The organism is Glycocaulis alkaliphilus (assembly GCF_004000605.1).
Taxonomy (GTDB): domain Bacteria; phylum Pseudomonadota; class Alphaproteobacteria; order Caulobacterales; family Maricaulaceae; genus Glycocaulis; species Glycocaulis alkaliphilus.
Map to the genome: position 1 here is coordinate 2,466,768 of NZ_CP018911.1, position 22,711 is coordinate 2,489,478.

A 22,711-nucleotide genomic window follows, 5' to 3' on the forward strand; every position below is an offset into this window, starting at 1 on the left:
ATGACTGACCTGAACCCCATTGCCCAGGCCCAGCAGGCTGCCAGCGGCGTCAACCAGACGACCACGGTATCTTCGGCAAAGAGCCTGACGGACAATTTCGATACCTTCCTGACATTGCTGACCTCCCAGCTGCAGAACCAGGACCCGCTCAGCCCGATGGAGTCACAGGAATTTGTCTCCCAGCTGGTGCAATTCTCCTCCGTTGAGCAGCAGATCCAGTCCACGCAGGCGATTCAGGCGCTGCTTAACGTTCAGGCCGCGCTCGCCCAGCTTTCCAGCGTTGATTATATCGGCAAGTACGCGCTGGTGCAGACCAGCGGTTCGCTGCTGAGCGAAGGGCGTGCGGAGTGGAGCTATCAGCTGCCCCAGGACGCCACCTCTACCCAGCTTGTCATTACCAATGAGCAGGGCGCTACCGTCGGCACTATGAGCGGCCAGACCGGCGCAGGCGAGCACCGTCTCGTCTGGGACGGCAAGGACACCGATGGCAACACACTGCCAGACGGCGTCTATCATCTCGAGGTTATCGCCTTCGACGCGGACGGCCAGCGCATCGAGGATGTCAGCGTTCTCGTTGGCGGCCGCGTGACCGGCGTCGAGCTGAGCGAAGGCCAGGCCATCGTCGAGATCGGCGGCATGCAGGTGCCAGCCTCACGCATTGTCCGCCTGCGCGAGGTACCCCCCGACCCGGTTGAACAACAGCCCGTGACCGACCCTGTCGATGAAGAGGAAGACGAGCCCGAAGCCGTCTCGTAATCCCGCCCGTCCACACCCGATAACGTTCCAGAAAACGAAAAATAAGCAGGAGCAAGACTATGAGCCTCAATTCAGCCCTGGCGGCCGGCGCATCCGGCCTGATCTCCAACTCCTCTGCACTGGCGGGGATTTCAGACAATATCGCCAACGTGAACACGGTCGGCTACAAGCGCGTGAACACGAATTTCTTCCCGAACTACTCGCTGACGTCCGGCGCAGGTGATGTGCGCTATGCGGCGGGGGGCACCTCCACCCTGTCCAAGCTGGATGTGTCCACCAGCGGGCTCTTGAACCCCGCCAGCTCCTCCACCTCGCTGGCCATTGACGGCAATGGCTTCTTCGTGGTGCGCCCCAACTCCCAGAACGCCACCGGCTTTGATCCGGTCCTGTTCACGCGCTCGGGCAATTTCGAGACGGATTCTGCCGGCTTCCTGCGCAATGCGGCAGGCATGTATCTCTATGGCTGGCCGGTACAGGCCGACGGCACGGTCAACGCCAACCCGTCCAATCTGGACCAGCTTGAAGCCATCAACCTGTCCAATATCGGCGGCGCGGCAGAAGCAACCTCATCGGTGCGCATCAACGCCAACCTGCAGGCCAGCCAGGAAGTGTCTCCGGCTGCTGCCACCTATGATGCCACCGACCCGACGCTGAACATGGCGTCCGGCGCGGTCACGGCGGACTTCCAGCGCACCATCCAGATCTATGACAGCCAGGGCGGTGTGCGCTCGGTGACGCTGTCGCTTCTCAAATCTGCCAATGCCAATCAGTGGCACGCCGAGCTTCACATTGACCCGGCAACCGACATCACCACCGGCGCTGGCCTCAATTCCGGCCAGATCGCGACCGGCATTCTCGCCTTCAACACGGACGGCCAGATCGACGTCGCCAACACCACCCTGCCCTCCACGCTGAACTTCCTGGGGTCGGACAATCTAGGAGCGCTGGGCGCCAACGACTTCCAGTGGTCGGCCGGTACGGGCATCGGCGGGCAGACGATCGAGCTCGATCTGGGCGCAGCCGGCACGCCGGGCGGCATCACCCAGTATGACAGCCCGTCGACGCTGAACTCCACGCGTGTCAACGGGGCCATTTTCGGCGCGTTTGCGAGCGTGGATGTGGACACGCAAGGCTTTGTCTCGGCCCGCTTCACCAACGGCGTCGTGCGCAAGATCTACCAGATCCCGGTGGCCACGGTGGCCAACCCGAACGGGCTGGCAACGGCTGGCGGCTCGGCCTTCTACGTCACGCCGGAATCAGGCGCGTTCACGCTGAACATTCCCGGCGCCGGCGCCTCCGGCCAGATCGCCCCCAAGGCGCTGGAAAACTCCAATGTCGATATCGCGACCGAGTTCTCCAATCTCATCATCACCCAGCGTGCCTATTCAGCATCGTCACGCATCATCACGACCGCTGACGAGATGATGGCCGAAGCGATCCAGATGAAGCGGTAAGATTTAAGACCACTTCCGCAGACTGAATATCACCCCGGTGGCATCCACCGGGGTGAATCATTTCTAAACCGCTGATTTATAGAAGATTTACCAATGCGTTTAGGCCGTCGTTAAAACGTCTCACGTATAACGGTCCCATCAAGAGCGCCATTAAGAGCGCCTTCGTGGTGGAAGGACCGGGTTGGATGGAACGTCGTATCAAGAAAGAAAACTATGTGATCGGGCCCGATGGCAGCCCGCTCACCGTGGCCGACCTGCCGTCGGCCAACACCAAGCGCTGGGTGATCCGCCGCAAGGCGGAAGTCGTCGCAGCCGTGCGCGGCGGACTGATCAGCCTGGATGAAGCCTGCGAGCGTTATCGCCTGACCGTGGAGGAATTCCTCGGCTGGCAGCGCGCGATCGAGCGTCATGGCCTTGCCGGCCTGCGCACGACCCGCATCCAGGACTACCGGCACTAGATACCTTATCCTCCCCCACATCCGTGGGGTCGGTTCCGCGAAAAGTCGCGGGCGCGCGTTCGCGCTTTTCAGGCCGCTGTGCGGCCTGCAAGGCCAAGGGCCGTCCGCGCTCGTGCGCGGGACATCGCAGCCCGGATGGGCTGCGGAGCCAAAGACCACGCCCGTTCGCGCTTGCGGCGGCCATAGGCCGCCGAAAAGGGCGACTGCCCGCCCGGCCTCGTGGCCGGAACCGACCCCACGGATGTGGGGGAGGACAGAAGAAAAGATCGGTCTCCCGTCAGTGCGGGAGACCCCGGCTGTACTGCGGGTTCCGCAATATTTCCTCGTCATTCCGGCCGCAGCGAAGCGGAGAGCCGGAACCCAGCTTTTACTAGCTCCGCAACATATTCCCGGCCTGAGCGGCACAGGCAGTCGCGGGCGCGCGTTCGCGCTTGCGGCGCTGCGCGCCTGCTAGGTTCCAGATAGCCCTTCGGGCTTCTGGAATGACGACTGGAAGGCGCCCCGCCCCCCTTGAGAACATCCCGCTGGCAATAGCGGTGCTTTTCCACAGGCATGGGCTGGGATTTGGTAACTCTCGTTAAACACTCGTTTACGCGGGCAGTGGGAAAAACTTGCCTACCAGTCCGGCAAATCGCCGCGCTGGCCAGAGGGGCAGGGCTTTTTCACCCGTGAACGCGCTATTTGAACAACTCGCAAAGTTTGGCGTTGGCCGCCTGACGGCCATACTCGGCCTGACCATCGGGGTGGCCGCAGCGCTGGTCATCTTCACGATGAGCATGAATGGCTCACGCGAGGCGCTGCTCTATTCCGGCCTGCAGCCGCAGGACACGGCCGCCGTCAGCGAACGCCTCGGCCAGGCCAACATCCCCTATTCGCTGCGCGAAGGCGGCACAGCCGTGTTCGTCGACCGCCAGCGCGTGGACGAGGCCCGCCTGCGCGTGGCGCAGGGCGGCGCGCTGGGCTTTGGCTCTGTCGGCTACGAAATTTTTGACGAAACAGATGCGCTGGGCACCACCAGCTTTGTCCAGAACATCAACGCCAAGCGCGCGCTGGAAGGCGAGCTGGCCCGTACCATCAACACGATTGGTGTGGTCAGCGGCGCGCGCGTGCATCTGGTTCTGCCCGAACGCCGGCTGTTTTCCCAGCAGGTGCAGGAGCCGTCCGCCTCGGTCATCCTCAATCTGCGCGGCCAGATCACGCCTGAGCAGATCGCCACCGTGCGCGACCTTGTGGCGACGGCCGTTCCCGGCTTGAGCGCCAGCCGCATCACCATTGCCGATGACCGGGGCCGGCTGCTGGCCAGCCCCTCTGATGACGGCTCGGTAACCAGTGCCGCTCTGGAAGGGCGCCGCTCCAGCCTGGAGTCCCAGCTGCGCGACCGTGTGCGCGATGTGGTGGAGGGCATTGTCGGCCCCGGTGCGGCCCGCGTGGTGGTCACCGCCGATCTCAGCCGCGAAAGCATCACCGAAAGCAGCCAGACCTATGACCCTGAAGGCCAGGTGCGTTCGGGGCGCGAGTCCACCGAAGAATTCACGCGCGAACCGGCCGGGCGCAATACCGGCGCGGTATCTGTGGCCGAAAACCTCCCCGACACCGGGCAGGGCGCGGACGCGGGCGGCGCAGGCATGGCCGAAACCGGCCGCAATTCGCGGGTGGAGAACTTCCTGAACTCCTCCACCACCCGCACGCGCATCATCGAGGCCGGTGCCATCGAGCGCCTGTCTGTGTCGGTTGTCGTCGACGAAGTAATGACGCGCGGCGAGGACGGCTCGCCCGTCTTCACGCCGCGCAGCGAGGAAGAAATCGCCCGCATCCGTCAACTCGCCGGTGTCGCGGCCGGGCTTAATGCCGAACGCGGCGACGTGATCGAAGTGGCTCAGCTGCGCTTCTCGCGGCCCGACCTTGATGTCGGAACACCCGCCAGCTCAGGCTTCTCGCTCAGCCGCGGCGACATCATGCGGATTGCCGAGATCGCCGTTCTGTTCATCACCGCCCTGCTGATCGTGTTCATGGTCGCCCGCCCGCTCATCAAGGGCGCCATTAGCGGTCCGGCCCCGGCACTGGCCTCTGCCGGCGGGCACGCCCTGCCCTCTCAGGCGCGCCAGGCCGCCATAGGCCATTCCGGTGACGGCCAGTTCGCTTTGCCCGACTCCGGTGATCCGGATGAGACCATCGACATCGCCCATATCGATGGCCAGGTGAAAAAATCGTCTGTGAAGAAGGTCTCCACGCTCGTCGAGAAGCACCCTGACGAGTCCATGGCGATCCTGCGCACCTGGATGCATGAGAGCTAGCCGATGATTGCACCGGCCGTAAAACGCAAACTTGTCGACGACCCGTCAGCGCTTGACGGGCCGGAAAAGGCTGCCGTCATCCTGATGGCGCTGGGCGAAGAGCAGGCCGCGCTCTGGGAGATGATGGATGAGGAGGAAATCCGCATCGTCTCGCAGGCCATGGCCTCGCTTGGCAACGTGTCCTCCCAGGCGGTCGAAAAGCTGATCGTGGAATTTGTCGGCTCCATGTCGACGACCGGCTCCATCTCAGGCTCGGTGGAACGCACACAGCGCCTTCTGGCCAGCTTCCTGCCCGAAGAGCGCGTCGAAGCCATCATGGAAGAGCTGCGCGGCCCGGCCGGCCGCACCATGTGGGACAAGCTGGGCAATGTGAACGAGATGGTTCTGGCGAACTATCTCAAGAACGAATACCCGCAGACCGTGGCCGTTATCCTGTCCAAGGTGCATTCCGAGCACGCCGCCCGCGTCCTCTCCGCCCTGCCGGAAGATTTCGCCCTTGAAGTTGTCCAGCGCATGTTGCGCATGGAGCCGGTCCAGCGCGAAATCCTCGACAAGATCGAGATGACCTTGCGCAACGAATTCATGAGCAATCTGGCGCGCACCTCCAAGCAGGACAGCCATGAAATGATGGCTGACATCTTCAACAATTTCGACCGGCAGACCGAGAACCGCTTCCTGGCGGCACTCGAAGAGCGCAACCGGGACAGTGCGGAGAAAATCCGCTCGCTCATGTTTGTCTTTGAGGATCTGGGCAAGCTGGACCCGCAAGGCATCCAGACATTGCTGCGCGCGGTCAACAAGGACCAGCTCGGCCTGGCACTGAAAGGTGCCTCGGACTCGCTGCGCGATCTGTTCTTTTCCAACATGTCAGAGCGCGCCGCGAAAATCCTGCGCGAGGACATGCAGACCATGGGGCCTGTGCGCCTGAAAGACGTCGATCAGGCCCAGCAGGCCATGGTCAACAGCGCCAAGGACCTCGCCGCCAAGGGCGAAATACTCATCGCCGAAGGCGGCGGTGATGATGAGCTGATCTACTAGGATGACCGTTTTGACCACGCGCCACACACCTTTCGGTTTTGACCGGGTCTTCGCATCCGACGGCACGGTGCTGCGCGATGGCGACCGCGTCAAACGCCTGCTCACTCTGTCCGAAGCGCAGGAAAAAGCCGAAGCGGCCGCAGCCCAGGCGCTGAAAGCGGACAATGCCGAAGCGGCCCGCGCCGCAGCCGAGGCGCTCAAAACCCTGACCGGACGGATACAGGCCATCCTTGCGCGCATGGAAGCCGAATCCGAGGCCATGCGGGCAGATGCCGCCCGCCTGGCCGTCGTCGCCGCCCGCCAGATTGCCGGCGCCGCGCTCGCTGCCCATGGTGACGAGACCGTTCTGGAGTGTGCCCGCTCCATCATGGACGATCTGCGCGCCGAACCGCGCATTGCCATCCGTGTCACGCCGGCGCTCGCCGACGCGATCGCCGAGCGTCTCTATGCTGAAGCGGAGAACCGGGGCCTCGAAGGCGCCGTCGTCGTGCGCGCTGACGAGGAAGTGGCTACCGGCGACTGCGTGCTGGAATGGCGCTCGGGCTCTGTCGAGCGCACCGCATCGGACATTGAAGCGCGCATAGCCGAACTGGTCGAGCGCTGGCTGGCCGCGCCGCGTGATGGCGCAAGCGACACACAAAACTCAGACGAAGCCGAGCCGCTCAAGGAGCTCAACCATGGCTGATACAACCGATCTGGACCTGCCCGATCTCAATAATGGCGGCGGCGACACCGGACCGGAGGATTCCGGCCCCGCCGCCCTGCCCTCCCAGTCGCTGGTCGATGAATCTATCCGCACCGCAGTGGATCTCGCGCCCGTCTATGACGTGCCGGTCAATATCTCTGCCGTGCTCGGCAAGACGCATATCGACGTGAGCTCGCTGCTGAAGCTCACCTCCGGTTCGGTGCTGGAGCTCGACCGCAAGGTCGGTGAGGCCATCGACATCTACGTCAATAACCGCCTCGTGGCGCGCGGCGAGGTCGTCGTCGTCGACGACCGGCTGGGTGTGACCATGACCGAGATCATCAAGGACGGGGATTCCGCATGACCCACCCCGCCCCGACACAGTCTGCAAGGAGAAACTGAGCCATGCGTGTACTCATAGTCGGCTCGCTCGCAGGGCAATCAGGAACCGCCACCAAAATGGCGATGGACCGGGGCGCCAAGGTCTCCCAGGTCGACACGCCCGCCCAGGCAACGGCCTATTTGCGCGCCGGGCGCGGGGCCGATCTGGTAATGGTCGATGTCAGTCTTGATATTAGCGCCTTCATTGCCGCCAACGAGGCCGAGCGCATCACGGTGCCGGTCGTCGCCTGCGGCGTGAATGTGCGCCCAGATGCCGCCGCTGCCGCCATCCGCGCCGGGGCCAAGGAATTCATTCCGCTCCCCGCCGATGCCGAACTGATGGCGGCCGTGCTGGAAGCGGTCAGTGATGATGAGCGCCCCATGGTGGCGCGCGACAAGTCCATGCTGGCCGTCGTCGAACTGGCCAACCGGATTGCGGCGTCCGATGCCTCGGTGCTGATCACCGGCGAGAGCGGCGTCGGCAAGGAGGTGATGGCACGCTTCCTTCACCGCAAGTCAAAGCGCGCAGCCAAACCCTTCGTCTCGGTCAACTGCGCGGCCATCCCGGAAAACCTGCTGGAATCCGAACTCTTCGGTCACGAAAAGGGCGCGTTTACCGGCGCCGTGGCGCGCCGGGTCGGCAAGTTTGAAGAGGCCGATGGCGGCACGCTTCTGCTGGACGAAATCTCCGAGATGGATGCCCGCCTGCAGGCCAAACTGCTGCGCGCCCTGCAGGAGCGCGAGATTGACCGGGTGGGCGGCTCCGGCCCGGTAAAGGTCAATATCCGCGTTATCGCCACCTCCAACCGCGACCTGCAAAAGGCCGTGCGCGAGGGCGTGTTCCGCGAAGACCTGCTGTTCCGGCTGAATGTGGTGAACCTTGCCATTCCGCCCTTGCGTGAACGCCCGGAGGATGCGCTGGCGCTGGCCGAGCACTTCCTGAAGAAATACGCCGCCGCCAATGGCCTGCCGCACCGCGCGCTCAACGAAGCAGCCAAGCTGCAGATCACCACGCGCAGCTGGACGGGCAATGTGCGCGAGCTGGAAAACGCCATGCACCGCGCCGTGCTGCTCGCTTCCGGCACCGAGATCGGACCGGATGCCATCCGGGCGCCGGACGGCTCTGCCTTCCATTCCAGCGGCGGGGTGGCCCGGCAGGCGGCCGAAGCGGCTGATGCGGCCCACCACATGGTCGGGCGCACCGTGGCGGAAGTTGAACAGGACCTGATCCTGGACACGCTGGACCATTGCTTCGGCAACCGCACCCATGCCGCGAACATTCTCGGCATCTCGATCCGTACGCTGCGCAACAAGCTCAAACTCTACACCGATCAGGGCATCACGGTGCCCGCACCCGGTGAGAGCCGCGCCGGAGCGGCGTAAGTCGAAGGTTGATGTCCTCCCCCGCCTGCGGGGGAGGTGTCAGCGAAGCTGACGGAGGGGGGAACTTTTCTTTTTACCCCCCTCGGCCCTCCGGGCCACTCCCCCCGTAAACGGGGGGAGACAAGAATGGAAGAAGGACAGAAAGTCCCTTGGCTGACACACCCGCACCCGGTTCCTCACCCGGCCTTGACTGGCAGAAAATCGGCCAGCGTTTTGCGCGTGGTGATGTCGCCATGGCGGTGGGCGTGCTGGCAATCCTCGTCATGCTCATCCTGCCCATGCCGCGCGCGCTGCTGGACATTTCGCTGGCGATCTCGATCTGCTTTTCGGTGCTGATCCTGATGACGGCGCTGTTCATCCGCACGCCGCTGGAATTTACCGCCTTCCCGGCCATTCTGCTGATCGCGACCATGCTGCGGCTGGGCCTGAACGTCGCGTCCACGCGCCTCATCCTGTCGGAAGGTCATGGCGGCACAGCGGCGGCAGGCGACATCATCCAGGCGTTTGGCGCCTTCGTGATGCAGGGCAATTTCGTCATCGGCATCATCGTTTTCATCATTCTGGTGATCGTGAACTTCATCGTCATCACCAAGGGTTCAGGCCGTATCGCGGAAGTCGCCGCCCGCTTCACGCTGGACGCCATGCCCGGCAAGCAGATGGCGATTGATGCTGACCTCTCCGCCGGGCTTATCAGCGAGGACGAGGCGCGCACCCGCCGCAAGGAGCTGGAAGACAAGTCCAACTTCTTCGGCGCCATGGACGGTGCATCGAAATTCGTGCGCGGCGACGCGGTGGCCGGCATTCTCATCACCTCGATCAACCTCATTGGCGGCATGATCATTGGTGTCGCGCAGTCCAACATGGCCTTTGGCGATGCGGCCTCGACCTATTCCACGCTGACGATTGGCGATGGCCTGGTCTCGCAGATACCCGCCCTGATCGTCTCGCTGGCGGCCGGTCTTCTGGTCTCCAAGGCGGGCGTTGAGGGCGAGGCCGACAAGGCCGTGTTCGGCCAGCTTGCTGCCAACCCGACCAGCATGGCGATGGTGGCGGCGGCGGCGATCTCCATCGGGCTTCTGCCCGGCATGCCGCTTTTCCCGTTTGCGGTGCTGGCAGCAGCGGCGGGCGGCACCGCCTTCATCATGAACCGGCGAAAGATACAGACCGCCGAGCGCGAGGCCACGGCGATCCAGACCGAAGCCGCCGCCGCGCAGCAGCCTTCGGAAGCGCCTATCGAGGACTCGCTGCATATTGACGAGCTGAAGATCGAGCTTGGCTATGCACTCCTGCCGCTCATCAATGATGTGGAAGGCCGCCGCCTGACCGACCAGATCAAGGCGCTGCGCCGCAATCTGGCGCAGGATACCGGCTTCATCCTGCCCAGCGTGCGCATTATCGACAACATGCAGCTGACGGCAGAAGACTATGTGATCCGCATCAAGGAGATGGAGGCCGGCGCCGGCCAGCTGAAAATGCGCCATCTCCTCGTCATGGACCCGTCCGGCCAGCAGGTCTCCATGGCCGGCGCTCATGTGAAGGAGCCCGCCTTCGGCCTGCCCGCGACCTGGATCGAGGAAGGCGCGCGCGAGGAAGCCACCTTCCGCGGCTATACAATCGTCGATCCCGCTGCCGTGCTCGTCACGCATCTGACCGAGCTCTTGCGCGAGCATCTGGCCGACCTTCTGTCCTACTCCGAGGTTGAAAAGCTGCTGGACGGCCTCTCCAAGGAGCACAAGAAGCTGGTCGACGACATCACGCCCGGCCAGATCACTCGCGCAGGCATTCAGCGCGTCCTGCAGAATCTGCTGCGCGAGCGTGTCTCTATCCGTGACCTCGCCGGAATTATCGAGGGTATCGCCGAGGCCTCCGGCGCGACGCAGAACCTCGATGCCATCACCGAGCATGTGCGCACGCGCCTGGCCCGCCAGCTGTGCTTTGCCAATCGCGGCCCCGATGGCGCGCTTCCCGTGCTGAGCCTCTCGCCGCAATGGGAGCAGGCTTTTGCAGAAGCGATGATCGGCGATGGCGAACGCCGCCAGCTCGCCCTTGCCCCGACGCGCCTGCGCGAGTTTGTAACCGCCGTGCGCGATGCCTTCGACCGGGCAGGCGCATCAGGCGATGTGCCGGTCCTGCTGACCAGCCCCGCCATCCGCCCCTATGTGCGCTCGCTGACCGAGCGCTTCCGCCCGTCTACAGTGGTAATGAGCCAGAACGAGATCCACCCCAGCGCGCGGCTGAAAACCGTCGGCGCAGTCTAGGAGGACGCCCTGATGCGCCTTCGCACCTTCACTGCCGCATCGATCAGCGAGGCCATGGCACAGGTGCGCCGGGAGCTGGGACCGGACGCCATCATCGTCGCCACGCAGGAACGCGCCGATGGCGGGGTGAGCATACGCGCCGCTGCCGAGGAAGGCGCGGTGCAGCCCTCCAAGGACTCCCCCAAGCTGGCCGCCAAGCGCCGCGAGGCCGAACGCGCGCGCGGGCGCGGCGATAATGCAGACGGCATCACCCGCATCGCCCGCGCGCTCGCCTGGCATGATGTGCCCGACAGCGCTGCCGAAGCCATCATGGACGCGGCGATCAGCCTGGAAGACACAGAGCCGACCGCCACCCTCGCCCACGCGCTGGATGCGCGCTACGCCGTCCACCCGGTCGAGATCATGCCCGCAAGGCCCATCCTCTTTGCCGGCGCGCCGGGGGCTGGCAAATCCTCCGTCATGGCGCGCCTTGCTGCGCGCGCCGTCTCGCAAGGCGTGACCCCGCTACTGGTCTCTTGTGACCAGCGCGCAGGCGCAGCCGCCCAGATGCAGACCTATGCCAAGGCGCTGCAGCTCGATTTCGAGGCCGCGCCGGGCGCACGCGAGCTGGATCTGGTGCTGGACAGCGCCAATGGCCGCCCGGTCTTCATCGATACCGGCGGGGTGAACCCGTTCGAGCTGGACGCGCTGGAAAGCCTCACCTATCTCGCCGCCACCGCCGATGCCGAGATCATCGCGGTCATGGAAGCAGGCCAGATTCCCGCCGACGCCGAAGACGCCGCCGCGCTCTTCACCTCCATCGGGGCGGCGCGCGTGATCTTCACAAGGCTGGATATTGCACGGCGCATGGGCGCGCTGCTGGCCGCCGGAGAGGCGGGGCTTTCCTACGCCCATATCGCCGCCTCGCCCTTTATCGGGTCGGGCCTGGCCCCCGCGACGCCCTTGCGCCTTGCCCGCGCTTTGCTCGAAGACCCTACGGAAGACGGGCCTGAGGAGGCCGCATCATGAAGCAGTATTTCAGCACCACCGCCGATGACCAGCCGCGAAAAGCCGGCTCGCTTCTGGCCATAGCCTCCGGCAAGGGCGGGGTCGGCAAGACCGTGGTGGCAGGCGCGCTCGCCAGCGCCTTTGCCGCCCGCCAGGAGCGCACGCTGCTGGTCGATGGTGATCTGGGCATGGCCAATATCGATGTGCAGCTGGGCCTTGATCCGCGCGGTGATCTCTCCGGCGTCATGTCCGGCCAGATTTCGCTCGCTGAAGCCGTCTCCTGCGTGGCGGGCGGAGCGGACATGACCGGCGGATTTGATGTGATCGCCGGGCGTTCCGGCTCGGCCGCGCTGGCGGGGCTTGATACCGCAGGCGCGGCGCGCCTTGCCGCCGGGATCGCTGCCGCCTCCATGACCTATGACCGTACGCTGATTGATCTGGCCGCCGGGGCCGACCGGGCCACCATACGCCTTGCCGCCGCGGCCGATGATGTGGTGCTGGTCATGTCCGATGAGCCGACCTCGCTCACCGATGCCTATGCGTTCGTGAAGCTGCTGCGCCTGCGCGATGAGGGCGCGGCCCCCTTCATCATCGTCAATAATGCGCCCGACAAGGCGAGCGCGGAGATGGCCTATGCCTCGTTCGCGCGCACCTGCGAGAGCTTCCTCGGCTTCCGCCCGCCGCTCGCCGGCATCATCCGCCGGGACAGCAATGTGCCCAAAGCCATCCGCGCGCAGACAGCGCTGAAAACCCTCGCCCCCGGAACGCCCGCCATGCGCGACATCGAGGCCATTGCCGGACTTCTTGCTGCGGGGGCTGAGAGCGCTTACGCTTGAGCTTTCCGGTGGGGGCCGGTTTGAAAACCGGGGGGAGCCATGATCGAAGAATTCGCCACCCGGCTGATCGCCGGGTTCACACCTGCAACGCTGATCCTGTTGACGCTGGTTTCAATCGTGGCCGCGCTCGTCATGCGCCGCTGGAGCCAGCTCTATGCCGCGGCGCTCTTTGCCTTCGCGGCTGACTGCGTGGCGCGCTATCTGCTGGAGCTGGGGGCCGCCGACGGCGTGCCGGTCAATTTCGCCATGGAACTCGCCATGACGCGCCTCGATGCAGGCGCGATCAGCGCCATGGCCCGCCCCTTCCTCTATCTCGCCGTCATCGCCGCCCTGTTCTGGGTGAAAAAGCGGTATGGGGCGAAGTAGGGGGGTGATGTCCTTGCCGCCGTTGCCGCGCGCTTCAGAACCTAGCCAATAGCTTTTCAAGAAAAAAGCTGAATATGAACAGCGCCACCCCTGCAAAGGGAATTAGCAAACTCACTGCAAAATCACTTAATGCCACCCCATCGCCAACCCAGAAATGGGACATCAGTATTACGATGTAAGCAGCAATAATGATAAAACACGCCACTCTAAATGCGCCTAGAAAAGTTTTGACATACCTATTCATCACCTAATTGCACCCAGACTGTGGCGATGCGATTGTTGCGTTGAGCCCACGCCCCCGAAAACATCGCGAGGGCAATAACACCGATGGCAATACGCATGGTCATTGAGCTGCCTCCCTCCGAGCACCTTCACATCGCCCGATCAGACGCATACTACACCCGCCAGAGGCAGGGTGGATAAGTTTTAAGAGGCCGTGATGGGGAAAGGTGAGGGGTGATGTCCTCCCCCGTTTACGGGGGGTGAGGCGCGGAGCACCGAACGGCAGCGCGAGCGAGACGGAGGGGGAGAAACAAATCCCCCCTCGCCCCTTTCAGGGGCACTCCCCCCGTAAACGGGGGGAGACACCGGCAGGCCAAGAGCACCCCCCAAAAAATCTGCGGCGCGCGTCAGGGCAAACGCGCGCCGCAGCATCTAACCGTCCGATTTAAAGGGAGAATCCCTTCAGGGGAGGATATCGGCCGGTTGTCCGTTCGCCGTCACCCGCGTCTCGATGATCGCGGCCGCATTGGCAAAGGCTTCTTCCGTCTCGCGCGCACCCATGAACACGGCCTGGCCTTCAGACAGGACCGGGCCATAGAGCAGCGTGCCTTCGGCGTCGTCCTCGGCGGTGAAGACATCAGCCAGCATGATCTCGTCCCACGCGGCGCGCACCTCGGCCCAATAGTCGGCGGTAGCGGCCCAGTAGCGGTGGGCGTTCTCCACGCCGGTGAGTTCGGTGCGGCGATAGGTGTTGATGCCGTGTTCGCGCACCAGCTCGCGGGGGGTGCCATCGCGCAAGACCAGCTTTGAATTGTCCTGCTCATGGGTCCAGCCCCAGGCAGTGATGGTGTGGCGGTTCACCGCCGCGATGGTGTCATAGTCATCGCGCGTGGTGGCATCGCGGCGCGGCAGCGGACGCCAGGACACAGCCGGCGTCCAGGTGGAGGCGCCCACACCGTGCTCCCAACGGGCAAGACCCGCATAGCGCGGGGAGTCGTCCACCTGATAGACGGTCTGTGACCATGCGCCCCGCGCATCGTCCGCGCTCACATCTTCCATCTCCCAGCTATTGAAGCCGCGATAGGCCATCAGGCGGGAGGGCTGATACTGCCAGTCCTGACGCCAGTGCTTGATGATCATCGGGTCTTCACGGTCGCCCACCAGCAGGAGGTGCTGCAGCGAGATGAAGTCCGGCTCGTCGGCGATCACGATCACCACTTCGCGCGCCGGCGTCTCGGTAGAGGGGCGCAGCTCATAGCCATCAGCAATCGGCAGGAACTCGGTGAAGGCGAAGGTGACGGTGTATTCGCCCTGCATCGCCAGAATGGCCTGACGGTCGGCTTCTGCGGGCACGCCCGCCTGGTGTTGCGTCTGCACGCCTTCAGCTACCGCCCCGCCCATCGCGGCAGCCTGTCCCGCCAGAATGGCCACGGCCAGGAAACTGCCCGTCAGCCCTGTTACCACGCGTTTCACCGTCACATCTCCATCTGTTGCGTTGCTCAGCCCTGCAAGGGCTACAGCGATCTCTGCCTGCCTCAGGGACCCGTATGTGTGTCCCCCGTGCATGGCCTACTCCGTCAATTACAGTTTTGCAAACAATTCTGACTTGCATTCCGAAATGCGCCTCGACATACATGCCGCAACTGAGACTTATTCGCAATAGGAAGCTGCATCATGTCCTCCCCAATCCACACCCTTTCAGCATCCGCCCGCGCGAGCCTGCTGGCCAGCGCCGCCGCTCTGGCCCTGCTGCCCGCTGCCGCGTTCGCCAATGATTCCGACACCGCGCAGGCGAACGAGGCAAGCGAGACGATCATCGTCACCGCCACGCGCACCCGCCTGCCCAATTTCGATTACCCCGGCATGGCGTCGGTGATTGATCTGGGCTGGCTGGAGTCAGAGCGCCCGTCCGACCTCACCGACCTGCTTCGCGACACGCCGGGCCTTGAGGTTGCGGGCGGTCCGCGCCGCACCGGGCAAACCCTGTCTCTGCGCGGATTTGGCCGTGAGAATATCGCCCTTCTGGTCGATGGCGCGCGGCAGAATTTCTCCTCCGCGCATGACGGCGTGATGTTCATCGATCCGGGCCTTCTGGGCCGTATGGAGACGGTGCGCGGCGCAGCCTCCTCGCTTTATGGTTCGGGCGCTTCGGGCGGCGTGATCGCGTTTGAAACCGCCAATGCCGACACATTCCTGCAGGCCGGAGAAACGCGCGGCGCACGCGCCTCCATCGGCTACCGCTCCGGCAATGAGGAAACGCGCGGTTCAGCCGCCGTGTTCGGACGCAATGATGTTGTCTCCGGCCTCGTCGCCCTGTCGGCGCGTTCCTCTGGCGATATTGCGCTGGGCTCCGGCAATGACCTGCCCGCCGATGACGAGGTGATCTCGCTTCTGGCCAATGGCGAATGGCGTGTCAGCCCCGGCCTTACCCTGTCTGGCGGCATCCTCTCCTTCCGCAACGAGGCGCGCGAGCCCAATAACGGTCAGGGCGCGCAGGAGGTGGCCAGCGGCAATCCGCTGATGGAAAAGGATGTCAGCGCCGACACGTATCGTGTGGGCCTGCGTTATGCGCCTGAAGGCCAGTCGCTCATTGGCCTGGAGATGACGCTCTACCGCACCGAAGGCGGGGTGGATGAGCGTGATCCGCTGACCGGCCGCTTCATCACGCGCGATCTGACCACGAATGGCATCCGCGCCGAGAACCGCTCCGAGTTTCTGCTGGGTACGCTCCCCGTCGCGCTGACCTTTGGCGGCGAATGGTATGAGGATGAGCAGACCGGCACCGATAGCGATGTGCCTTCGGGCCTGCGCGGCGGTGTGCCGAACGGCACGACCACCTTCTACGGCGCCTATGTGCAGGGCGAGACGGCGTTCTCCGTTGGCGCCCTCGGCCGCGTCATCCTGCTGCCGGGCGTGCGCTGGGACCGGTTTGAAAGCGATAGCGATATTGGCGGCGCCAATGAGGACGAGGCCATCTCGGCGCGCTTCGGGGCCACCTGGGCGCCGGTTGAGAGCGCACGCATCTTCGCCAGCTGGTCAGAGGCCTTCCGCGCGCCCTCGCTCAACGAGCTTTACCTCGATGGCACGCACTTCTCCATGCCGCACCCCATCCTTGGCGCGCCGACCTTCATCACCAATGACTTCATCCCCAATCCGGACCTGCGCCCGGAATCCAGCGAAACTTTCGAGATCGGGGCCGGCTATACCCATACCGGCCTGTTCACGGCCTCTGACCGGCTGGAGGTGAAAGGCGCCTGGTTCCGCACACGCGCCGATGACCTCATCAATCTGGCGGTGGATTTCGCGCTTGATCCGACCTGCTTTGCCCCGCCCTTCTTCGCGCCCTGCTCGGCGGGCACCTCCTTCTCCAGCAATGTCGCCAATGCCGAGCTGACCGGGTTCGAGATCGCCGCGCTATACCAGAACGGGCCGCTGACCCTTTCCGGCTCTGTCTATGAGGTTGATGGCGAGGATCGCACCACCGGCGCGCCGCTGGGCTCACTGCAACCCGTTCAGGGCTATGTGCGCGGCGTCTGGAGCTTTGACCGGGCCGATATTGGCGCGCGCCTCAGCTTTGCCGGTGATTTTGACAATACGAGCGCTGGCAGTGAACGCGACGGCTTTGCGGTGCTGGATGTGTTCGGCAGCTGGCAGCCCTTTGAGGATCGCCGGGTACGCATCAATGCCGGTGTCGAGAACGTGTTCGACACCGATTATGAGCGCGTGTTTGCGGGCGTCTCGGAAGCCGGCCGCACCTTCCGCATCGATCTCAGCTGGACCGGAGGGTGGTAAGAGGGGGGACTTTTCCTAGTGCTCCGCGCATCCGCGCGCCGCTGCGGGCAAAAGTGCCCGGCGGCCGGTCGGCCTTGCGGACGGCGAAGCGCCGTCCGAAGAGCGCGAACGCGCGCCCGCGACTGCCTGTGCCCGCGCAGGCGGGTATTCGCGGAACATCGCAACGCGGATGCGTTGCGAAAACTGAGACCGGCCGGTTGAGGGACTGGCCGCATGAGACCCCCGCACCTGTCCAGAGGGTGCGGGGGTTTTTTTGCCTGAAGAAAGACCTCTTGCCTGCGGCAGCACGCCGCGCGGCGGCTTGCCTCATCGCCTGCGGTACATCTTTCCTGCGAAATAACCCTACTTTTTTTACAGGAAAGGTTTTTCCCCATGAAGACGCTGTTGATGGCCTGTGCCGGTGCCGCCGTTCTGGCCGGTTCGATTGCTCCTGCCGCGATGGCCGGGCAGGGCGACTGGATGTTCCGGCTGCGTGCGCTGCACGTCGCTCCGGACGAGGGCGCAACCATCTCTCCCATTGGCGGCTCGGTCGATATCGGCACATCGGTCGTGCCCGAACTCGACATCACCTACTTCTTCACAGACCGGATCGCGGTGGAACTCATTCTGGGCGTCACGCCTCATGATGTCCGCGCGGTAAACACCAGTCTCGGGGATGTCGACTTGGGCGATGTGTGGCTGCTGCCACCGACCCTGACCCTGCAATACCACTTCAACCCGGAAGGCCAGCTGCGCCCCTATGTGGGGGCCGGTGTGAACTTCACCCACTTCTTCAATGCGGACCTGCCCTCCAGCTCACCGCTCACCTCGATCAGCTATGACAACAGCATCGGTTTCGCGCTTCAGGCGGGCGTGGATTATGCGCTCAGCGAGCGCTGGTTCCTGAACTTTGATGTGAAGAAGGTCTGGATCAACACCGACGTCACCATTGATGCCGGCGCGCTCGGCATCGTGAACGCCGATGTTGATATTGATCCCTGGATTGTCGGTATCGGTTTCGGCTGGCGCTACTAGCGCCCGAACACCATCACGGACGCTGCATGGGCTCTGTGATACTCCCCCAGCCTGGCCCTCTTCGCACCTCGCGGAGAGGGCTTTTCTTTGGCGCTGCGCCCCCCCGGCGGAGGGGTCATCGCTGAAACTGGATATATAGCGGTATCGGCAGTACAGCCGGGGTCTCCCGCACCGACGGGAGACCCGGCTTTTCTTGATGCTCCGCACGTCCGTGCGTCGCTGCGGGCAAAAGTGCCCGGCGGCCGGTCGGCCTTGCGGCCCCTGACGGGGCCGGACTGACTCTCCGACGCGCAGCGTCGCAAGCGCGAACGCGCGCCCGAGCTAATGCGAGGAGCGACGGGGCGGATGCCCCGGAGCATCACTAAAACTAGTGCGCAGCCCGGCGCATGCGTCCGGCGATCTCGTCCATCTCGGCCTGTTCGGCGGCGCGTACGGCATCCTCGATACGCGCCACGCGGCGCTCTTCGAGAAGCTCGTACTTTTTCAGCTCCGCAAAAGCCGTCTCCAGCCGCTCGCGCAACTCCCCCGCCTGCGCCTCGACCTCGCGTTCGGAGGCACGCAGATTGTCTTTGCGCTGAATGACAGAGCGCGCATAGGAGCCATAGGCCAGATAGCCTTCCTTGCTCTCTGAGGCGGCGGCCTGTTCGCCCGGAACGCTTAGCTCCAGCCGTTCGATCTGGTCGGCAATCGCCGCGCGGGCGCGGTCGATGTCGGCCATCTGCTTTTGCAGTTCTTCCACCTTGAACCGGGCCAGCCGGATCAGCGGCGCATGAGAGCGTGTGCTCATGGGTTATTCCTTTCCATCCACCACAATCTCCGACAGGGCCGCGAAACTCTCTTCAATCGAGGAGGTGTCGTCTTTTCCCTGTCCGAGGAACGCTTCGAGCGGGCCATTCAGCGCAATAGCGCGGTCGACCTCTGTATTGGACCCGGCGGCATAGGCTCCGAGCCTTATCAGTTCTTCCATGTCGGCATAGGCGCTAAGCACGCGCCGTGCCTCGACAACCAGCTCAGCCTCGCCGGGTCCATAGACCTCCGGCGCAGTACGCGAGATGGATTTGAGCACATCAATGGCCGGGAAGCGGCCGCGCTCGGCAATCGCGCGCGTCATCACCACGTGGCCGTCCAGAATGCCGCGCACCGCATCGGCAATCGGTTCGTTATGATCGTCGCCATCAACCAGAACGGTGAAAAGCGCGGTGATCGACCCGCAGCCGTTCTCGCCTGGACCTGCCCGCTCCAGAAGGCGCGGCAGCTCGGCAAAGACGGATGGCGTATAGCCACGCGTAGTGGGCGGTTCGCCCGCAGCCAGCCCGATCTCGCGCTGGGCAAGGGCAAAGCGCGTTACTGAATCCATCAGGCACAGCACGTTGAGGCCCTGATCCCGGAAATACTCCGCAACGGTGAGCGTCATATAGGCGGCCTGGCGGCGCGACAGGGCAGGCGCATCGGATGTCTCGGTGATGACCACCGAGCGCGCACGGCCCGCCTCGCCCAGCACCTCGTCGACAAACTCGCGCGCTTCGCGTCCCCGCTCGCCAATCAGGCCGATCACGATCACGTCCGCGCTGGTGCCGCGCGTGATCATGCTCATCAGGACAGACTTGCCGACGCCCGAACCGGCGAACACGCCAAGGCGCTGGCCGGTACGCATCGGGGTGAAGGTGTTGAGCGCACGCACACCCAGATCCAGGCGCGGGCCCAGCGCGTCGCGCTGGTGAGCGCACAGCGGCGCACCCTTGACCGGATAGGCGCGATTGCCTTCCGCCAGCGGACCCTTGCCGTCGCGCGGCTCGCCGAACGCATTGATGACCCGGCCAAGCCAGGCAGAATGGGGGCGGATCACCATGCCGTCAGGATCAATCCGGGCGGGCGCACCGGCGCGAATGCCGGACAGATCGCCATGGGCCATCATCAGGGCGGTATCGCCCCGGAAGCCGACCACCTCGCAGCGCTGCGGGTTGTCACCTGCCCCGACATAGGCGCTGGCACCGAGCGTCAGCCCGGCACGCGGACCTTCCGCCTCGATAAGCAGGCCGTTGATCGCCTTCACGCGCCCCTTGAAGGTGCGCGTCTCGATATCCTCGATACGGTCAATCAGGCCTTGCACGGCGGTTCTCGCTTAGCTGTGGTCCGGCTGCTTCTGCGGCCGGTCTTGCAAGCTTTTAACGCAAGTGCGGTTTCAACCGCGTAAACGACTGCGCAACGCCTCGCTCATACTTTCTCCACAGGGTGTTGCAGCAAAAACTCTGCGGCGGGGCCATGCAGCGCAGCGTGCTTTATCAATACGTTAACCAGGAACAGTGCTGGACGGACTCGATTCCGCCCTTTGAGTCAAATCGCTGTTAACTTTCTCGAAGGAATTGTCGCGCCATTGTGCGAACCACGTTAACCATGGGGACGACGCGCAGGGTCAGGTGATTCGCGCGAGCGGCTGCGGAGAGGGACCGATGCGGGTACTGCTCATCGAGGATGATCGCGCGACAGCGCAGGGCATCGAACTGATGCTGAAGTCCGACGGCTTCAACATGTACACAGCCGATCTGGGCGAAGAGGGTGTCGATCTCGGCAAGCTCTACGACTACGACATCATCCTTCTGGACCTGAACCTGCCGGACATGCCGGGTTTTGACGTTCTCAAGACATTGCGCCTTGCCAAGGTTGATACGCCCATCCTCATCCTGTCGGGCAATGCCGACATTGATAACAAGGTGCGCGGCCTGGGCTCGGGCGCCGACGACTACATGACCAAGCCCTTCCACAAGGAAGAGCTGATTGCGCGCATCCACGCCATTGTGCGCCGCTCGAAAGGCCACAGCCAGTCCATCATCCGCACCGGCGATATTGCGGTGAATCTGGACGCCAAGACGGTTGAAGTGAATTCCCAGCGGGTTCACCTGACCGGCAAGGAATACCAGATGCTGGAGCTGCTCTCCCTGCGCAAGGGCACGACGCTCACCAAGGAAATGTTCCTCAACCACCTTTATGGCGGCATGGACGAGCCGGAACTGAAAATCATCGACGTCTTCATCTGCAAGCTTCGTAAGAAGCTGGAAGCGGCGACCGGCTCCAAAGCCCCGATCGAGACCGTCTGGGGCCGCGGCTACGTGCTGCGCGACCCGGTCGAGGAAAAAGGCGCGGCGTAACAGCCGCACGATCACCAGAACATGCAAGAACCCCGGCCTCCGCGCCGGGGTTTTTCTTTGCGCCAGGCCCGCCGCCCGCCAGCCTTCCGATTCCGATTAACCAGCCTGCGTCCGCGTGCTATATTCGCCCCTGTTACAGGGCAGCCCCGGACGGGGGCTTTCCATCCCCTCACCTGCCCCCGGACGGCTGACAGACAAGACACGCTCGCCCCTTGTAACGGGAGGTAGAGACATGCGTTTTCTGATCAGCCTTGCCGCACTCGCCATCATCGCCCCGGCCAGCGCAGCAGCACAATCGACCATCATTCTGGGCACAAGCCAGGCACGCGGCTGCTACGAGGCGGCGCTTGGCGGCGCCAGCGGGGCAGCCAATGGCCTGGCCCGGTGTGAAACTGCCCTGGCCGAAGGCGCCATGTCGCGGCGCGACCGGGCGGCCACGGAAGTGAATATGGGCATATTGCTGATGCAGGCAGGGCGCACGGAGGAGGCACTGGCCGCCTATGACCGCGCACTGGGCATACAGCCACAGCTGGCTGAAGCCTGGCTCAATCGCGGGATCGCATATCTGGGCCAGCGCCAGTATGCGGCGGCCGAGGCCGACTTCACGCGCTCACTGGAGCTCAATGTCCGCGAGGCGCACAAGGCCTATTACAACAGGGCGCTCAGCCTGGACGCGCGCGAACGCTATACGGATGCCTACGCGGACTTCCAGCAGGCCTTGCAGCTCGCTCCGGGCTGGGATCTGCCCTTGCGCGAGCTGGAACGCTATCAGGTTGTGCGCCAGCCGGTGAACGGGTAGCGGCGCTACGCGACCGCGCGTGGAGCCGCCGGACCGGCCTGCGCAGCAGGCTGGTTGCGCATGTACAGGCCACGGTGTCCGGGAACCGGCTTGAAGCTGTCTGTCAGGCCGACAACCGTCTCGGCAGCGCCCAGCACCAAATAGCCATCCGGCGCCAGCTGCTGGGCCAGCCGGTTGAGTATCTTGGCCTTCGATTCCACATCGAAATAGATCAGCACATTGCGGCAGAAGATGATGTCGAGCGTGCCGTAGCGCGAGAAATCTTCCAGCAGATTGCCGGTTTCAAACCGGATCATCTCGCGCAGTTCCGGCTTCACCCGCCAGCTATCGCCGGCCTGCTCGAAATGCTTCACCAGGCGCTGGATGGCGAGGCCACGCTGCACCTCGAACTGGCTGTAAATCCCGGCCTTGGCCTTCTCCATCACATGCGCGCACATATCCGTGGCGAGAATGGACGCGCTGATCCCGTTCATTTCGCGGATCAGCATGGCCAGCGAATAAGGCTCCTGGCCTGTCGAGGCCGCCGCGCACCAGATCTTGAAAGGCCGGCCGGCACGGGCCTGGCGCAGGGCAGGCACCATGACATCGGTGAACATGTCAAACGGGGTCTTGTCGCGGAAGAAGAAGGTCTCGTGCGTCGCCAGCGCTTCCGACGCGGCGGCACACAGGCGCTGATCGCCGCGCATCATCGCATCGACGACCGCTTCCGGCCCGGCGAGCCCTTCGGCTCGCGCCAGCGGCGCCAGACGGCTCTCGATCAGATAACCTTTCTCCGGACCCAGTATGAGGCCGGAGCGCTTCTTCACCTCGGCAGCGAGGAATTTGTATTTGGTTTCGCTCAG

Annotated in this window: 20 protein-coding genes; 16 read left to right on the forward strand and 4 right to left on the reverse strand. The window is 64.1% G+C overall.

Features of this window, described 5'->3' with window-relative positions; translation table 11 throughout:
* The 12 genes from X907_RS11815 (at position 1) to X907_RS11870 (ending at position 12,896) form a co-directional block, all read left to right on the forward strand.
* Complete coding sequence (locus X907_RS11815) at positions 1 to 756, forward strand: flagellar hook assembly protein FlgD (RefSeq protein ID WP_127568252.1); 756 nt, start codon at positions 1 to 3, stop codon at positions 754 to 756.
* Positions 757 to 815: 59 nt separating this feature from the next.
* Positions 816 to 2,210, forward strand: coding sequence for a flagellar hook protein FlgE (locus X907_RS11820; RefSeq protein ID WP_127568254.1), 1,395 nt, complete (start codon positions 816 to 818; stop codon positions 2,208 to 2,210).
* Positions 2,211 to 2,395: 185 nt separating this feature from the next.
* A complete protein-coding gene (gene sciP, locus X907_RS11825; RefSeq protein ID WP_127568256.1) occupies positions 2,396 to 2,668 on the forward strand; it encodes a CtrA inhibitor SciP in 273 nt (90 codons plus the stop codon).
* Positions 2,669 to 3,336: 668 nt separating this feature from the next.
* Positions 3,337 to 4,962, forward strand: coding sequence for a flagellar basal-body MS-ring/collar protein FliF (gene fliF, locus X907_RS11830; protein ID WP_127568258.1), 1,626 nt, complete (start codon positions 3,337 to 3,339; stop codon positions 4,960 to 4,962).
* Positions 4,963 to 4,965: 3 nt separating this feature from the next.
* On the forward strand, positions 4,966 to 6,000 hold the full coding sequence (gene fliG, locus X907_RS11835; RefSeq protein ID WP_127568260.1) for a flagellar motor switch protein FliG: 1,035 nt from the start codon (positions 4,966 to 4,968) through the stop codon (positions 5,998 to 6,000).
* 1 nt (position 6,001) lies between these two features.
* Complete coding sequence (locus tag X907_RS11840; protein WP_127568262.1) at positions 6,002 to 6,685, forward strand: FliH/SctL family protein; 684 nt, start codon at positions 6,002 to 6,004, stop codon at positions 6,683 to 6,685.
* A complete protein-coding gene (fliN, locus tag X907_RS11845; RefSeq protein WP_127568264.1) occupies positions 6,678 to 7,049 on the forward strand; it encodes a flagellar motor switch protein FliN in 372 nt (123 codons plus the stop codon). The genes X907_RS11840 and fliN overlap by 8 nt, the downstream gene beginning before the upstream one ends.
* A gap of 41 nt (positions 7,050 to 7,090) precedes the next feature.
* Positions 7,091 to 8,449 carry a sigma-54-dependent transcriptional regulator FlbD gene (flbD, locus tag X907_RS11850; protein WP_127568266.1) on the forward strand — a complete coding sequence of 453 codons (1,359 nt, stop codon included), beginning with the start codon at positions 7,091 to 7,093 and terminating at the stop codon, positions 8,447 to 8,449.
* Positions 8,450 to 8,598: 149 nt separating this feature from the next.
* Positions 8,599 to 10,707, forward strand: a complete 2,109-nt coding sequence (flhA, locus tag X907_RS11855) for a flagellar biosynthesis protein FlhA (protein WP_127568268.1) — start codon at positions 8,599 to 8,601, stop codon at positions 10,705 to 10,707.
* A 12-nt stretch (positions 10,708 to 10,719) separates the two neighbouring features.
* Positions 10,720 to 11,715 carry a flagellar biosynthesis protein FlhF gene (locus tag X907_RS11860; RefSeq protein ID WP_127568270.1) on the forward strand — a complete coding sequence of 332 codons (996 nt, stop codon included), beginning with the start codon at positions 10,720 to 10,722 and terminating at the stop codon, positions 11,713 to 11,715.
* Positions 11,712 to 12,530 (forward strand): nucleotide-binding protein, encoded by an 819-nt coding sequence (locus X907_RS11865; RefSeq protein ID WP_127568272.1) that lies wholly within the window; start codon positions 11,712 to 11,714, stop codon positions 12,528 to 12,530. The genes X907_RS11860 and X907_RS11865 overlap by 4 nt, the downstream gene beginning before the upstream one ends.
* A 39-nt stretch (positions 12,531 to 12,569) precedes the next feature.
* Positions 12,570 to 12,896 (forward strand): hypothetical protein, encoded by a 327-nt coding sequence (locus X907_RS11870; RefSeq protein WP_127568274.1) that lies wholly within the window; start codon positions 12,570 to 12,572, stop codon positions 12,894 to 12,896.
* Positions 12,897 to 13,580: 684 nt separating this feature from the next.
* Here X907_RS11870 and X907_RS11875 read toward each other — a convergent pair.
* Positions 13,581 to 14,591, reverse strand: coding sequence for a DUF6607 family protein (locus X907_RS11875; RefSeq protein WP_179951436.1), 1,011 nt, complete (start codon positions 14,589 to 14,591; stop codon positions 13,581 to 13,583).
* A gap of 201 nt (positions 14,592 to 14,792) precedes the next feature.
* Here X907_RS11875 and X907_RS11880 point away from each other — a divergent pair, with 201 nt between their 5' ends.
* Positions 14,793 to 16,910: a TonB-dependent receptor domain-containing protein gene (locus tag X907_RS11880; protein ID WP_233352339.1), complete on the forward strand. Its 2,118-nt coding sequence runs from the start codon at positions 14,793 to 14,795 to the stop codon at positions 16,908 to 16,910.
* 372 nt (positions 16,911 to 17,282) lie between these two features.
* Positions 17,283 to 17,924, forward strand: a complete 642-nt coding sequence (locus X907_RS11885) for an OmpW/AlkL family protein (protein ID WP_127568276.1) — start codon at positions 17,283 to 17,285, stop codon at positions 17,922 to 17,924.
* A gap of 367 nt (positions 17,925 to 18,291) precedes the next feature.
* Here X907_RS11885 and X907_RS11890 read toward each other — a convergent pair whose 3' ends face one another.
* Together X907_RS11890 and fliI are read right to left on the reverse strand one after the other, a co-directional pair.
* Positions 18,292 to 18,711: a flagellar FliJ family protein gene (locus X907_RS11890; protein WP_127568279.1), complete on the reverse strand. Its 420-nt coding sequence runs from the start codon at positions 18,709 to 18,711 to the stop codon at positions 18,292 to 18,294.
* 3 nt (positions 18,712 to 18,714) lie between these two features.
* Entirely contained in the window at positions 18,715 to 20,034 is a 1,320-nt protein-coding gene (fliI, locus tag X907_RS11895) for a flagellar protein export ATPase FliI (RefSeq protein WP_127568281.1), read from the reverse strand.
* A gap of 340 nt (positions 20,035 to 20,374) precedes the next feature.
* On the opposite strand from fliI, the gene ctrA reads away from it, so the two are divergent.
* Entirely contained in the window at positions 20,375 to 21,070 is a 696-nt protein-coding gene (gene ctrA, locus X907_RS11900; protein ID WP_127568283.1) for a response regulator transcription factor CtrA, read from the forward strand.
* 232 nt (positions 21,071 to 21,302) lie between these two features.
* Entirely contained in the window at positions 21,303 to 21,869 is a 567-nt protein-coding gene (locus tag X907_RS11905) for a tetratricopeptide repeat protein (protein WP_127568285.1), read from the forward strand.
* Between the two features lie 5 nt (positions 21,870 to 21,874).
* On the opposite strand, the gene X907_RS11910 is transcribed toward X907_RS11905, so the two are convergent.
* Positions 21,875 to 22,711, reverse strand: coding sequence for a CheR family methyltransferase (locus X907_RS11910; RefSeq protein ID WP_373870243.1), 837 nt, complete (start codon positions 22,709 to 22,711; stop codon positions 21,875 to 21,877).

What these genes read in the sequence shown, in the direction of transcription:
- X907_RS11815 (WP_127568252.1), top strand. Translation starts at nt 1, where the DNA reads ATGACTGACCTGAACCCCATTGCCCAGGCCCAGCAGGCTGCCAGCGGC.
- X907_RS11820 (WP_127568254.1), top strand. Translation starts at nt 816, where the DNA reads ATGAGCCTCAATTCAGCCCTGGCGGCCGGCGCATCCGGCCTGATCTCC.
- sciP (WP_127568256.1), top strand. Translation starts at nt 2,396, where the DNA reads ATGGAACGTCGTATCAAGAAAGAAAACTATGTGATCGGGCCCGATGGC.
- fliG (WP_127568260.1), top strand. Translation starts at nt 4,966, where the DNA reads ATGATTGCACCGGCCGTAAAACGCAAACTTGTCGACGACCCGTCAGCG.
- X907_RS11840 (WP_127568262.1), top strand. Translation starts at nt 6,002, where the DNA reads ATGACCGTTTTGACCACGCGCCACACACCTTTCGGTTTTGACCGGGTC.
- fliN (WP_127568264.1), top strand. Translation starts at nt 6,678, where the DNA reads ATGGCTGATACAACCGATCTGGACCTGCCCGATCTCAATAATGGCGGC.
- flbD (WP_127568266.1), top strand. Translation starts at nt 7,091, where the DNA reads ATGCGTGTACTCATAGTCGGCTCGCTCGCAGGGCAATCAGGAACCGCC.
- X907_RS11860 (WP_127568270.1), top strand. Translation starts at nt 10,720, where the DNA reads ATGCGCCTTCGCACCTTCACTGCCGCATCGATCAGCGAGGCCATGGCA.
- X907_RS11865 (WP_127568272.1), top strand. Translation starts at nt 11,712, where the DNA reads ATGAAGCAGTATTTCAGCACCACCGCCGATGACCAGCCGCGAAAAGCC.
- X907_RS11870 (WP_127568274.1), top strand. Translation starts at nt 12,570, where the DNA reads ATGATCGAAGAATTCGCCACCCGGCTGATCGCCGGGTTCACACCTGCA.
- X907_RS11880 (WP_233352339.1), top strand. Translation starts at nt 14,793, where the DNA reads ATGTCCTCCCCAATCCACACCCTTTCAGCATCCGCCCGCGCGAGCCTG.
- X907_RS11885 (WP_127568276.1), top strand. Translation starts at nt 17,283, where the DNA reads ATGAAGACGCTGTTGATGGCCTGTGCCGGTGCCGCCGTTCTGGCCGGT.
- X907_RS11890 (WP_127568279.1), bottom strand. Translation starts at nt 18,711, where the DNA reads ATGAGCACACGCTCTCATGCGCCGCTGATCCGGCTGGCCCGGTTCAAG.
- ctrA (WP_127568283.1), top strand. Translation starts at nt 20,375, where the DNA reads ATGCGGGTACTGCTCATCGAGGATGATCGCGCGACAGCGCAGGGCATC.
- X907_RS11905 (WP_127568285.1), top strand. Translation starts at nt 21,303, where the DNA reads ATGCGTTTTCTGATCAGCCTTGCCGCACTCGCCATCATCGCCCCGGCC.